Consider the following 14,288-nt stretch of genomic DNA (forward strand, 5'->3'; position numbering starts at 1 on the left):
CACCGGGGCCCGTGCACGACGTCTCACCTGTTCAGGACATCAGCCCTTGATGGGACCGCCGTTGATGGCGACGCGCTGGCCGTAGCGTGCGTAGGGGTAGTAGTCGTACGTCGCATGGTGCTGGACGCACCGGTTGTCCCAGAAGACGAGCGTGCCCGGGGTCCAGCGGACGCGGCAGTGCAGGACCGGCCTGCGGGCGACGAGGTCGAAGAGCAGGTCGAGCAGGGCCCGGCTCTCGTCGGCGGAGAGCTGCGGGATGCGGCTGGTGTATGCCTTGTTGACGTACAGCAGTTTGCGGTCGGTCTCGGGGTGCCGGGCGATGAGCGGGTGTTCGCTCTTGGGGATGACGTAGTCCGCGGGCGGTGTGTATCCCGCCAGGGCCTGCGCGCCGTCGTGTATCGCGGTCAGCGGGTCCAGCACCGCGCGCATGGCCGGTGAGAGCATGTCGTAGGCGAGGTGCATGTTGGCGAAGAGGGTGTCGCCGCCGCACCCCGGCTCGGGTACCTCGGTGATGTAGAGCATCGACCCCAGCGACGGTTCGGCGTCGGCGGTGCCGTCCGCATGCCAGCCGTTGCCCGCCACGTCCGCCGCGGCCGGCGTCGTGCGGATCTCCAGGATGTAGGGATCGCCCGTGGGTGGCGGCGGGTTGACGGGGCGCAGTTCGCCGAAGGCGGCGGCGAAGCGCTTGTGATGCTCGGCGGTGATCGTCTGATCGCGGAAGACGAGGACATGGTAGTCGCGGAAGGCGGTCCGGATCTCTTCCAGTTGCCCCGCCGGGATCTCCTGCGACAGGTCGACGCCTGAGACTTCCGCCCCCAGAACGGGGGTGATCCGTTCGACGGTGAGCGTGCGGTAGGGGTACGCGGGGCGCGTGGTCACCGCTTCCAGTGCTTCGCGTTCGTATGACTCCATGTCAATCTCCAAAGGGAAGAAGGCGGGCTTTACAGGTCAGCGGTCCTGCGGGCACCGGCACCCGGGGAGGCCAGCGACGCCCTGATGGTCTCGGCCACCGTGTCCACGTGGGGTGCCACGACGATGCCGTAGTGGTCCGTGGGCAGATACCTGAGTTCGGCGGACGGGGGCAGGCAGGTGTTCCACTGCCGGTCCGGCTCCCAAGGGTCCGCGGGGATGGGCATGCCCGCCGTGGGGTGTTCGGCCAGCCACAGATACGTAGGGACGGAGACGAGCGGCCGTACGCGATGTTCCCCGAGGCTGCGCAGGTTCGCGCGGCAGCAGCGGGCCAGCCGCTCGGCGTACGCCTGTGCGTGCTCGGTCGGCAACGAGGCGTCTGTGGTGCCGAGTTCGGCGGCGAACACCTTTTCCAGGTGAGCCTCGTCGTAGGCGGCGACCAGCGCTTGTGCCTGGGGCGGTGGCGGATCCAGAAGGTAGAGCGCTTCCAGTGGCCGGCCGGCCGACTCGGCGAGGCCCGCCATCTCCATCGCCACACGGGCGCCGTAGGACCATCCGGCCAGGTGAAGCCGGTGGTCCGGTCCGCCGAAGCGCTCACGTAGTTCCGCGTCGTAGTGATGGGCCCGCTCGGCCAGTGACCATGCGGGCATCTCGGTGTCGCGGAGTGCCGGGTCGGCGATGAGGCACACCGTCGGCGCGGGTCCGAGCGCTGCCACCAGGGAGCGGTATGCCTGGATGTCTCCGCCCACCGGGTGTACCAGGCACAGGACGGCCGGACCGGTGCCCTCCTGCCAGATGTCGAGGACGACCGGGGAGGTGCTTGCCGCCGCCTCGGTGGTGGGCTCGGCGGAGGTGAGGGCCGCCTCGATGTGTTTCAGGATCTCCGTGAGGCTGACGCGGTGGCTGAAGGAGGCCAGATCGAACTCGACGCCGTAGTCGTCCTCGATCTGGGCGATCAGGCTGATCAGGGTCAGCGAGTCGGCGCCCAGGTCGTAGAGGGAGTCCTCGGGGTCCAGTTCGTCCACGCCCAGCAGATCCTGGATCACCCGGGCCATGGCGTCCGCTCGCTCTCCGGCACTGCCGGCGTCGCGGGCTTCCTCCTTTCCGTCCGCCGGGTGCACCGGTCCGGGGCGATCCGCGATCTCGGCGGGAGCGTAGAAGGCTCGGGAGACCTCGATGTCGGTTGTGGACACGAGGAGTTGAGGCAGCCGCAGGGCGAGGGCATGGGTGAAGACCGCTTTGCCCTCCTGGACGGTCAGGCCGACCGCCAGATGGGCCTGATGGCGGCTGTCCGTGTTCAGGACCCGGGTCGCCATTCCGGTCTCGCTCCAGATGTCCCAGTCGATGCCGATCCGGACGGTCGTCTCCGTCTCGGTGGCCCGGTGGTGGGCGAAGCCGTCGAGGAGGCTTGCGCCGGCCGCGTAGTCGCTCTGGCCGACACCGCCGAGCAAGGCGGACATCGAGGAGCAGTAGACCGCGATCTCCGGGCGGAAGGCTCCGATCAGGTGCTCGACGACGAGTGCGCCACTCTCGCGGACCGCGGCGGCGTCGCGCATCGCAGTGGCGTCACGTCGTACGAGCAGCCCGCCGTGTCCGAGACCGGCCGCGTGGACGACGCCGTCCAGCCGTGGTGTGTGGTCGCCGACGGCCGCCGCCACTTCGTGAACGGGCATGGTCGCGAGATCCGCCGAAACGAGGCCGATGCGGTTGGCCCATCCGTTCAACTCCTCGGGCAGCCGCGGGTTTCTCGACAGCAACAGGACCCGACCGCGGGTGTGTTCGAGCAGCCAGGCGGCGATGGCGCGGCCTAGGCCGCCCGTGCCGCCGAGCACCAGGTGGACGGTGTCCGCTCCGGCCGGTACGAGGGACTGCGTACCCTCCGGCTCCGGTACGGGTATGGTGCCCGGCCGCCACCAGTAACCCTGCCGCAGCGCGAGCTGGCGCGGTAGGGCCGGTCCGTCGGGGTGACCGGCCTCAGGTGTTTCGGCGACGACCGAGGCCACGTGTCCGGCCCAGCGGTCGAGGTCGCCGTCGGGGAGGTCGAGCCAGTGGCCGTTCAGGGCGGACTCCTGGTGGGCGACCTCGACCAGCCCGGCGAGGAGCGCCAGTTCAGGTCTGTCCACCGCTCCCGCCACGGGCCTGGCGCCGTACGACAGCCACCACACACGTGGGGAGCCGTTTCGCCCGGTCAGCGCCTGGGCCAGGGCCGCCGTGCTGTCCATGCAGGTGTGACGGGCGTGTTCCAGGCTGCCGGGACCGACCGGCCCCGTCACGTCGAGAGGCAGGGCGTGCACCCACTCCATGTGGATGGAGGCCGGAGCGCCGTCCTCGGACAGCGCATCGAGCAGCCGGCGCAGAGACGCCGGATCGGCGGGGTCCGCGTCGTAGGCGTCCGGTCCTCTGCGGGCGAAGGCGTCGGCCGGGTGCACCCGTATCACTCGCGACGCCACCGCCTTGAAGGGCGCGAGCGCTGTCCGCGGAGTGTTCTCGGAGGCCACGACGACCACGGCGGACGCGCGGCCGTCGGGCACGGCGGTGTCCGTGACGGCGGCATGGCGCAGCCGGACCCAGTGCGGCTGGTGCAGCCAGTTCTCCTGGGGCAGCCGCCGGGGGGTGGCGGCCGGGGCCTCGCGCGGGTCCTCGGGCAGTCGGCCGAAGTCGTATTCCGAGAGGGAGAAGGACGGGGGCGGGAAGTCCCAGGGCGCCGGGGCGGAGCCTGCCCCCCAGTCGACCGGGTGTCCGGCGGCCCAGTCCTCAGCGAGGTCGTGGGCCGTGCGGCCGGCCGCGGAGACCGTTGCGGCGTCCGGGTCCGCGGTACCGAGCGGCACCGCTCCTGTTGCCACCGCGCGCAACCAGTGCTCGGCCGCGGCGGCGTCCGTCACGGGTGCCGCGGTCCGCAGGCGGCGAGCGACCCGCCCGGCCTGGAGATGACGCAGCACGAGCTCGTGGCGCTCCGGGCGCAGGTGGAGGTAGTCGGCGATCAGAGCGGCGTCGGCGGCGAGGGCGTCCGCGCTGGAGGCGGACAGCACGAGGCACTTGGGTACCTCGCGGGTCGCCACCGGTCCGGGCGCGGTGTCCTGCTCCACGATGACGTGGGCGTTGGTGCCGCCGATCCCGAAGCTGCTGACCGCGGCCACCCGTTCGCGTCCCTCGGGCCAGGGCGTGGCTTCGGCCGGGACGTAGAAGGGAGCGGGATCGGGGCCGATCTCCGGGTTGAAGGCACGGAAGTTGAGGTTGGGCGGAAGCGTCCCGTGGTGCACGGCGAGGACCGCGCGTACGAGGCCCACCACACCGGCGGCCGCGCCCATGTGGCCGAGCTGGCTCTTGACGGAGCTCAGAGCGCAGCGGCCGGACTCACTCACGTCGAACGCCTGCCGCAGCGCCTGCACTTCGACCGGGTCGCCCAGCCGGGTGCCGGTGCCGTGGGCCTCTACATAGCCGAGGTCGGCGCCGGTGCGTCCGGCGCGGGACAGGGCGGTCCGGATCACCTCCCGCTGTCCGGCCAGGGACGGCGCGGTGTAACTCATCTTCGCCGCGCCGTCGTTGTTGATCGCGGAGCCTGTGATGAGTGCGTAGACGGTGTCGCCGTCGCGCCGTGCCTGCCGGAGCGTTTTGAGCACCACGACGCCGACGCCGCTCGCGCCGACCGTGCCGGTGGCGTCGTCGCTGAAGGGCCGGCAGTCGCCGGCCGCGGAGAAGATGTGCTGCGGGCGGTAGCGGTAGCCGCCGGTCAGCCCGGGGTCGACGAGTACTCCTCCGGCGAGCATCACGTCGGCTTCGCCCTGCCGGAGCAGACCGGCGGCGAGGTGCACGGCGACCAGAGAGCTGGAGCAGGCCGTCTGGGCGCTGAAGGCGGGGCCGGTCAGCCCGAGGTGGTACGCCACCTTGGTGGCCAGGAAGTCCTTCTCATGGTGCAGGGCGAGCTGGAAGCCGTCAGGCAGTCGGTCGGGGTCTGCCTCGCGCAGCAGGGACTGGAAGTAGGTGTTCTCCCCCGCACCGGCCACCAGGCCCACCCGGGTGGCCGAGGTGTCCGCCACTCCGGCGTGCGCCAGGGCCTGCACGCCGGCCATCAGCAGGTGACGCTGCTGGGGGTCCATCAGACGTGCCTCTTGGGGGCTGATGCCGAAGTGGCCCGGGTCGAAGTCGAGCATGCCGTCGAGCGTGCTGTGCGCGCCGACGACTCCTTCCGGCGCGTCGATGCGGCGGATGCCGGTGCCGCCGGAGACCACCAGCTCCCAGAAGGCGGCCAGGTCCGGGGCGCCGGGCACCCGTACCGCCATGCCGACGACCGCGATCGGCTCGCCGGGCCCGGGGGCCCCGTCAGTCTTCGCGGCCGACGGGGTGAGTGGCCGCGGGGCGGTGAGGTGGCGGGCCAGGGAGCGGACGGTGACGTGCTCGAACAGGTCCGCGACGCTGAAGCGCAAACCGAGTGCCGTGGTGCAGCGCAGGTGGAAGCGCATCAGAGCGAGACTGGAGGCTCCCGCCTCGAAGAAGGTCTGGTCCGGTGGGATCGTCCACCCGGTGACCTCCTCGAAGGCGGCGGTGATGCGTTCCTCCTCGGCCGACAGGTCCGTGCGGGCGATTCGGGAGCGACGTATTTCCTCCCCCGGTGCCCGGACGACCGCCTGCCGGTCCAGCTTGCCGCTGGGTGTGCGGGGCAGTCTCTCCAGCCTGCGGAAGCGGTCCACACGTACGTAGGAGGGCAGAAGGGCGGACAGATGCGCGGTCAGGTCGTCGGCGGATGGTGTTTCGCCACGGACTTCCAGGCCGGCCGTCAGCCGGTCGCCATCACGTGCGACGACGGCGTTGACCACCGCCGGATGGCGCAGCAGGGCCGCCTCGACGGAGCCGAGTTCAAGCCGGTGCCCGCTCATTTTGATCTGCTGGTCGTCGCGGCCCGCGTAGTGCAGCAGGCCCGCACGGTCGAAGAACGCCCGGTCACCGCTGCGGTAGAACAGGCCCGCGCCGGGGACTTCGACGAAGCGGGTGTCGTCGAGTGAGGGTTCGTCGAGGTAGCAGCGGGTGGTCATGGTCCCGCCGATCAGCAGCTCGCCGGTGCACCCGGTCGGGACCGGGTCGCCCTGGGCGTCCACCATACGCAGATCGGCGCCGGCCACCGGGCGTCCGATGGCGGGCCGCTCGGGCCATCGCCCAGGATCTCCCTCCAGGCACAGGGCGCTGACCACGTGGGTCTCGGTCGGCCCGTAGTGGTTGAACAGGCGCGCGCCGGGAAGCCCGGCGAACCAGCGCCGGATGCTGTCGGTGCACACCAGCTGCTCGCCCGCGGTGACCACTTCGCGCAGCCGGGAGGGATACCTGTTCAGGCGGACGGCGTACTCGGCGAGCAATTGCAGGGCCACGTAGGGCATGAAGATCCGCTCGGTGCCCGCGGAGTCCAGCCGGTCCAGGAGCGCGGGCGCGTCCTGACGCCACTCGGGACGTATGAGCTGGAGGCTGCCGCCTGTGCACAGTGTCCCGAAGATCTCCTGGAAGGACACGTCGAACGCCAGCATCGAGAACTGCTGGGTGGCCGCGGGGGCGGTCAGGCCACCGGGACCGGACTGCCACCTGATCAGGTCGCACAGTACGCGGTCGTGGATCTGCACGCCCTTGGGGACGCCGGTGGAGCCGGAGGTGAACAGTGTGTACAGGGGGCGGGTGCCGTCGTGTGTCGGCGCGTCGACCGTGCGTCGGTCGTACGTGTGCCCGTCGTACGACGCACTCGTGCCGTCGCCCTTCCGTGGCGCCGGGTCCGCCGGTGCGACGAGGTGGCGCACCACACCGTCCGGGAGCAGCGTGTCCAGCGTTGGCGAGCTGTCCTGCGTGGCCAGGACGCACAGCGGGTCGATCTGTTCCAGGACGCGGCGCAGCACGTCGGCCGGGTAGGAGGGGTCGAGGGGGACGGCGGTGACGTTCAGCCTCGCCAGTGCCAGCAGCGCCACCACGTGTTCAGCGGAGGGATCCAGGTACAGGGCCGCCCGGCAGGGGCTGCTGTCGGCCGGGATCGGGTAGCGGTCGGCCAGTTCCGCGGCGAGGGCCGCGGCACGGGCGTCGAGGGCCGCGTAGCTCAGGGTGCCGCCGTTGGCCGTGACGACGGCGGGGGCGTCCGGAGTGCGGGCGACCTGCCGGCCGAAACCTTCGGCGATCGTGGTGAAGCCGGGTTCCGGGTCGGGTCCGCGCCCGTGCTCGGGAAGGGACCGCCGGTACGGCACGACGAGTTCACGAGCGGTGGAGCGGCCACCGGCCGCGAGCGCGTCCACGCCCCGCCGGAAGAGCTCCGCCATCGCCTCGACGTCCTCGCCGGTGAACCGGTCCTCGGCGTACTCCCACAGCACGTCGAGTCCGTCCGCATGCTCGACCACGGAGACCGTCATCGGGCACTTGGCCTCCGGTGCCGCCCACCACAGGGGGCGCTGGGCGCAGCCGGGCAGCCGCAGCGCCCCGAAGTCGGTGTTCTCCAGGACGAACAGGAAGTCGAACGGTGTGCTGTCGCCGACGGCCTCCCAGCCGGTCAGGACGTCTGTGAGCGCCACGTCCTGGCGTCCCAGTACCTGCCCTGTGCCGGTCCTGGTGCGGGCGAGGTGTGAGCGCAGGTCCTCACCGGGCGCGACGGTCAGGGGCAGCAGCACGGTGTTCGCCATCATGCCCGCGCTGTTCTCGAACTCGCGCACCGGGCGGCCCGCGACCGGGGCGGCGATGCGCGGGCGGACCAGGCCGGTCACGCCGTACAGGCACCAGGAGAACACGCTCAGCAGGACCTGGAACCGGGTCAGTCCGAACGCGACGCCCACCTCGTCCACTTGGGCCCGCCGAACGACGTCGAGCGACGTGTGCAGCAGGCGCGCCCGCGGTGCCGGATCCGCGTCCTGGGCGGGCAGCGGCTCCTGCGGCTCCTCCAAACCCCGGTAGAACCCGAGGAGTTCATCGCGCCGCACGTGGTAGGCCGTGCTCGCGAACCGGTCGCTCTGCCAGACGGCGAAGTCCAGGGGGGTCGGAGCGGGTGCCTCGTGCCGGCCGCTTCCGGCGTAGGCGGCCGACAGGTCGTGCAGCAGGATGCTCAACGACCAGCCGTCCACGGCGATGTGGTGCAGGTGCAGCAGGAGCGTGCCGCCGCCGTCACGCGGCAGCCAGCAGGCTCGGAGCATGCGGGGGACGGCGAGGTCGAAGGGCTCGGCGAAGAAGGTGTCGGCGAATGCGTGCGCTTCTTCCTCGTCCCAGGCCGGCTGGGGGCCCGGCTCGTGCCAGGGGTCGTACGGCTCGCCGACGGTCTGCTCCAGGCCGTCCGGCCCGAGGCCGAAGCTCGTCCGCAGCGCGCTGTGACGTACCACCAGGCCGCGCAGCGCTCGCCGGAGGGCAGTGGTGTCGACGGGTCCGTCCACGCGGAAGGACTGGTTGACGGAGTAGGCCCGGGAGCCCGGGGTGCGGCGCTGCACCAGCCACAGCCGCTGCTGTTCGCTGGTGGCGGGCGCCGAGCGGGCGCCGGAGACCACCGGTGCCGGCAAGGCGCTCTCCTCGTTGGGGCGGACCGTGGTGAGGGACCGGGCGACGGCGGCCAGGTCGCCGTGAAGGACTGCCGCCTGAGTCAGCTCGCGGCCCCATCGCTGTCGTACGGCGAAGCAGAACCGAAGCGCCTTCAACGAGTCACCGCCGCTGGCGATCCACCGGTCGCCGAGCCCGAGACCGGTGGTGCCGAGTATCTCCTCGGCCAGTTCGACGACCCGGCGCTCCGTCTCCGTCCCGGCCGGTCCGTCGGAGTCGGAGGCGGCGGGCCGCCAAGGCCGGTCGGCCTGCCGCAGCAGGGCGGCCTGGTCGACCTTGCCGTTGGCGTTGAGCGGCAGCTCAGCCACGCGATGGATCTGGTGGGGGCGCATGTAGGCGGGCAGGTGGGTCGCCAGGTGGCGGTCGAACTCCTCGTAGGACAGGTCCTGACGGAGGGCGACGAACGCCAGCAGTTCGTTGGGCCCCTCCTGGCCCGCGCGGCGCGTGCACACGTAGGCACGCTGGACCGCCGGGTGGGTGAGAACGCGCCGTTCCACCTCGCCGGGCTCGATCCTGAAGCCGCGGACCTTGACCTGGCGGTCGGTTCGTCCGACGTACTCCACCAGACCCTCGTTGTCGGCCCGTACGAGGTCACCGGTGCGGTAGTACCGCTCCTCGCCACCGTCGAGCCACGGTAGCCGCACGAAACGCCGCTCGGTCTCCTCGGGAAGGTCGCGGTATCCGACGGCGAGTCCGGCTCCGCTCAGCAGGAGTTCGCCGACCTCACCGGGCGCGGCGACCCGCTCCTGGCCCGGTACGGCCAGGACCGCACCGGTCTGCGGCAGGGGCCGGCCGATCGGCACCACGTCCCCGTCGAAGTCCCGCGGGATCGGATGGCACAGGGCGAAGGTGGTGGACTCCGTCGGCCCGTATATGTTGAACAGACGGGTGCCGCTGTCGGCGTTGTCCCGGTACCAGCGGCGCATCACCCGGGGGTTGAGCTGCTCACCGCCCACCAGAACCTCGCCGGCCGCGGCGAAGCAGTCCGGTACAGCCGTGACCACCGCGTTGAACAGTGCCGTGGTGATGAAGACGGTGTCCACGCGCTCATGCCGCAGCGCCGCGGCGAGCCGCTCGGGAGTCCGCACGTCCGCGTCGCTCAGGACCACGCAGCAGCCACCGGTCAGCAGGGGCACCCAGACTTCGAAACTCAGCGCGTCGAACGCCGGATTGGCCAGGCAGGCATAGCGCAGACCGGGCTCGACGCGGATGTAGCCGGGTTGTGCCAGCCGCCGGACCCCGGCGTCACGGACCTCGACCCCCTTGGGCTGCCCCGTCGTTCCGGAGGTGTAGAACAGGAAGGACACATCGCCGGGGGCGGACGGCGCCTCTGCGGCGGCAGCGGCGTCCGGAAGCCCGGGCAGAAGGGCGTCCGCGGCGAGCGCCCGCACGTCCGGCGGGAGCTCGGTGACGCTTTCGATCGCCTCGTGCACCAGGGCGACCGCAGCGGAGTCCCGGAGGATGAAGCGACGGCGGTCGGCGGGGCTCTGCGTGTCGAGGGGCACGACCTGCGCCCCCAGCCGCAGAATGCCCAGCATCACGCAGACCAGGCGCCAGGACCGCGGCAGCGCCACCGCCACGGCCTGCCCCGCGGTGACGCCCTGGCGCCCCAGCTCCTGGGCGACGGTGGCGGCTGCCACGTTCAACGTCGCGTAGTCAAGGCTGACTTCGCCGTCGACGACTGCCTCAGCGTGTGGTGTGCGAAGGGCTCGGCGGTGAATCTCAAGGGCTGTCCCGGCCGGGGCGCCGGGGTCCTCGGCCACGTCGGTGGGGGACGTTTCGACGCGTGGTTTCATCGTGCCTCCGACGTGCCTGAAGGTGTTGTCCGCTCCGTCTCTCCCTGGCCGGGGGCGGATGTCAGCCGGTGCAGTTCGGCGGTGAGGACGGCGGCGACGCGGGGCAGTTCGTCGCTCTCCAACATGTCCCAGTGACCGCAGGCAACCGGCTCGACCACGAACTCACCGCTGACGCGATGCCGCCAGAACGCGCGTAGACGAGCGGCGGCATCCTCGACGTCCGCGTCTTCGTCCTCCACCGCCGTCGCCTGCATCAGCACGACACGGGCGGGCGACTCGGGTACGGCGTAGTCGCGCGCCGTCTCGCGATGGTGGTTGTAGACGTATCGGTACCGGGCCACCTGGTCGTCGTCGATACCCGGGTACATGCCGTTGAAGCGCACCAGCTTCTCCCGGAACTCCGCCATGCCGACCGGCGCGATCGCGGCGCGCTGCCCGTCGTCCTGGGCACCGTGGGTGTCGAGGAGGACCACGCTCACCTTCTCGTGTCCGGCCGCCATCAGGCGGCGGCCCATCTCGTACGCGATCAGACCGCCGAAGGAGAGCCCGCACAGCACCAGTGCCTCGTCGGCGCGGGGACCGACGAGCCGCAGATACTCCTCGGCCATCTCCTCGACACCGGGCAGGGTGGACTCGCCGGGATTGATGCCGGGCGCCTGAAGCCCCACCACGCCGATGTCGTCGGCCAGTTCGGCGGACAGTGGCAGGTAGCAGAACGCGGTGCCGCCGGCGGGGTGCACACACACCACGCGCTGTCGGTCGCCGCCCGCACGGAATTCGACCAGGCTGCTGAGTTCCGCGGACCGCGCGGCATCGCCGCGGTTGCCGCGCACCCGCTCGGCGAGCGCCTCGATGGTGGGGTGCAGCATGACGTCCCGGACGGGCAGGGCGACGCCGAGTTCCTCCTGGACGGCGGACGCCATCTTGATCGCCGATATCGACGTGCCTCCCACGTCGAAGAAGTTGTCACCGATTCCGATGTCCGGGTGCAGCAGCACCCCGCGCCAGACCCGGTACAGCGCCATCTCCACATGGTCGCGGGGCGCGGCCGTGTTGACCCGCCCCGCGCGGGTTCCCGCCGCGGCGCGCAGCACCTCTGTCCGGTCCACCTTGCCGCTGCGGTTCAACGGCAGTCGCGGGAACTCGACCACCACGGCGGGGATCATGTAGTCCGGCAGGCGGTCCTCGAGAGCCGCACGCCACTCGTACGGCATCCGCGTGGCATCGGCGTCACACCCCACGCCGGCGACCAGGTGGGGGCCGCCGGGTGTGTCGCGATCGGCCAGGACGACGGCCTCCCGCACCCCGGGGACTGTCAGCAGCGCCGCCTCGACCTCGCCGGGTTCGATACGGAAGCCGCGCAGCTTGAGCTGGTCGTCGCGCCGGCCGACGTACTCGGCGTTGCCGTCCGGCAGCCAGCGCGCCCAGTCGCCGGTGCGGTAGAGGCGTTCACCGGGGACGAACGGGTCGGGCACGAAGAGTTCGTCGGTGAGGTCGGGGCGGTTCAGATATCCACGGGCCAGACTCGCTCCGCCGAGGTAGACCTCTCCGGGAACTCCCACGGGTACCGGGCGCATTCGGTCGTCGAGCAGGTACAGGCGTGTCCCACGCAGCGGCCGCCCGATGGGGCACGACCGCTCGTACGGCTGTGGGTCGGTGTAGGCGGTGGAGTAGAGCGTGGCCTCGGTCGGACCGTAGCCGAAGCAGACGCGCAGGCCGGGCAGCAGCTCACGCATGCGGTGCAGGGTGCTCTCAGGCAGGGATTCCACTCCGGTGAGCAGCTGGCGCAGGCTCGACCCGGCCAGGCGGGTGGCCGGATCCTCGCCGATCCACAGGACGTAGGACGGGGGCAGAAACGCCTGGGTGACCTTGCGTTCGCGCATCCAGTCCAGCAATGCCCGGGGGTCACCACGGAGTTCGTCGGGAACCAGGTGGAGCACGGCGCCGGTGGTCAACGGGACGAGGAGTTCGTGCACCGACGCGTCGAAGCCGATGCTCGACCAGGCCGAGGACGCCTCGCCGGGGGTATCTCCCATGAGTTCGCGCCAGTGGTCGAAGAGATTGACGACGCTGCCGTGCGTCACCGCCACGCCCTTGGGGCGGCCGGTCGATCCCGAGGTGTAGATGACGTAGGCGAGCCGAGTCTGGTTGGTGTCGATGGCCGGCGCCTCGTCGTGCGTCCCCTCTGCCTCCACCTTCGCCAGGTGCTCCCACAGCCGTCCGTCGTCGTCCGCGGTGTCCCTCTGGTCGGTCAGCACGAGGACCGGTGCGGCGTCGCTCACCATGGCGGTGAGCCGCTCCGGGGGCTGGCCGGGGTCGAGGGGCAGGTAGGCGGCTCCGGACTTGAGGATCCCGAGCACACCGATGACGAGTTCGGCCGTACGTCCGGCGTGCAGACCCACCACACGATCGGGACCGGCACCGCGGGCGATCAGCGCATGGGCGAGGCGGTTGGCCCGGCGGTCGAGTGTCGCGTAGTCCAGTTCCGCGTCATCGGCCACCACCGCGCACTGCCCGGGTCGTTCGCGGACCTGCGCGGCGAAGCGCTCCAGCACGCCCGCCGGTGCCGGGTCGGTCACGGCGGGCCCTGTGCTGAAGGTGGCGAGGAGTGCCCGCTGCTCGTCCGCGTCGAGCAGCGTCAGGTCGGCGATCCCGGCATCGGGCTGCTCGGCCATCAGACGCAGCACGCGGAGGAATTGACGTATGTACCGTTCGATGGTCGCCCGGTCGAAGAGCGCCACCGCGTAGTCGATCTCCCCGGTGAGGTGCCGACCCTCATCGGCCAGGGCCAGGACCATGTCGAACTTCGCGGGTACGTGGGCGGCGTCTTCCCGCAACTCGACCTCCAGACCGGGAAGTTCGAGTTCCCTCCGCATGGAGGGGACCCAGGCGAACATGGTCTGGAACAGGGCTGTGCAGGCGGGGCTCCGCGGTGGGTTGACCAGTTCGACGACTCGCTCGAAAGGGAGGTCGACGTGCTCGAGGGCGTCACGGATCCGCTGGTTCACGCGCTTCAGGGCATCCCTGACACTGGGCGAGCCGGAGAGGTCCGCGCGCAGGGCGAGGGTGTTGACGAAGAAGCCGATCAGGCCCTCGACGTCCCCGCGTCGGCGGTTCGACGTGGGGGCGCCGACAACGATGTCGTCCTGCCCGGAGAGCAGGGACAGCAGTACGGACCAGCCGGTGAGGACGGTCGCGTAGAGGGAGACATCGTTGTCTGCGGCCAGCGCGCGCAGGGCCCGCGTCAGGTCCTCGTCGACGGTCACGGGCAACCGGTCGCCGTGGAAGTCCTGTTCGGGCGGGCGGGGCCGATCGGTGGGCAGGGAGATCACGGCCGGGGTGTCGGCCAGTGCGGTGGTCCAGTAGTCGGCGTGCGCGGCGGGCTCGTCTCCTGACATCCACTCCCACTGCCAGCGTGTGTAATCGCTGTACTGCCAGGTCAGTTCGGGCAGCGAGACGTCCTGCCCCTGCTGGAGCGCGGAGTACACCAGGCCCAGCTCTCTCAGCAGCAGGGAGCGGGACCAGCCGTCGAAGATGATGTGATGCGCGACCAGGACCAGTACGTGATGATGCGGTTGGAGCGCTATCAGGCAGCCGCGCGCCATGGGCTCCTCGCCCAGGCGGAACGGGGTGCCCTCCACCTCCGACCGTATCCGCGTGAACCGTTCGGCCGCGTCCGGCAGTCCCGTCAGATCCTCGAAGGTCACCGGGAGCCCCGTGTCCGGCGGATCGACGACTTGAAGAGCCGAACCCTCGGAGGGGACCAGCCGCGTGCGCAGGGCCTCGTGCCGGGTCGTGAGCAAATGCAGCGCCTTGATGAGCAGGTCCCGGTCCAGCGGTCCCCGGATGTCGAAGGGCATCGGCTCGTTGTAGGCGGCGCTGGCGTCTCCGTCCATGCGCGCCATGACCCACAGACGCTCCTGCGCCAGTGACAATGGCGCGGATTCTGTCTCTTCGCCGGAATGATTACTGACTGCGATTCGGGGTAAAGGCACGGATTACCCTTCACGAGAAGAGAACGCGGCGGAAACCGGTTCCGGCGTT

The 14,288-nt window shown here is 71.1% G+C and carries 3 protein-coding genes; all 3 read right to left on the bottom strand.

Going from position 1 to position 14,288, the window contains the following annotated elements; all coding sequences use genetic code 11:
• Positions 1 to 39 precede the first annotated feature (39 nt).
• Genes ACZ6TD_RS38065 through ACZ6TD_RS38075 form a run of 3 tightly spaced genes read right to left on the bottom strand, consistent with a single transcriptional unit; the run spans position 40 to position 14,149 of the window.
• Entirely contained in the window at positions 40 to 912 is an 873-nt protein-coding gene (locus ACZ6TD_RS38065; protein WP_471345388.1) for a TauD/TfdA dioxygenase family protein, read from the bottom strand.
• A 29-nt stretch (positions 913 to 941) separates the two neighbouring features.
• Positions 942 to 10,244 (bottom strand): amino acid adenylation domain-containing protein, encoded by a 9,303-nt coding sequence (locus ACZ6TD_RS38070; RefSeq protein WP_471345390.1) that lies wholly within the window; start codon positions 10,242 to 10,244, stop codon positions 942 to 944.
• Positions 10,241 to 14,149, bottom strand: coding sequence for a non-ribosomal peptide synthetase (locus ACZ6TD_RS38075; RefSeq protein ID WP_471345391.1), 3,909 nt, complete (start codon positions 14,147 to 14,149; stop codon positions 10,241 to 10,243). Before ACZ6TD_RS38075 ends, ACZ6TD_RS38070 begins: the two co-directional genes overlap by 4 nt.
• Positions 14,150 to 14,288: the final 139 nt, after the last annotated feature.

This window comes from Streptomyces yongxingensis (assembly GCF_055597465.1).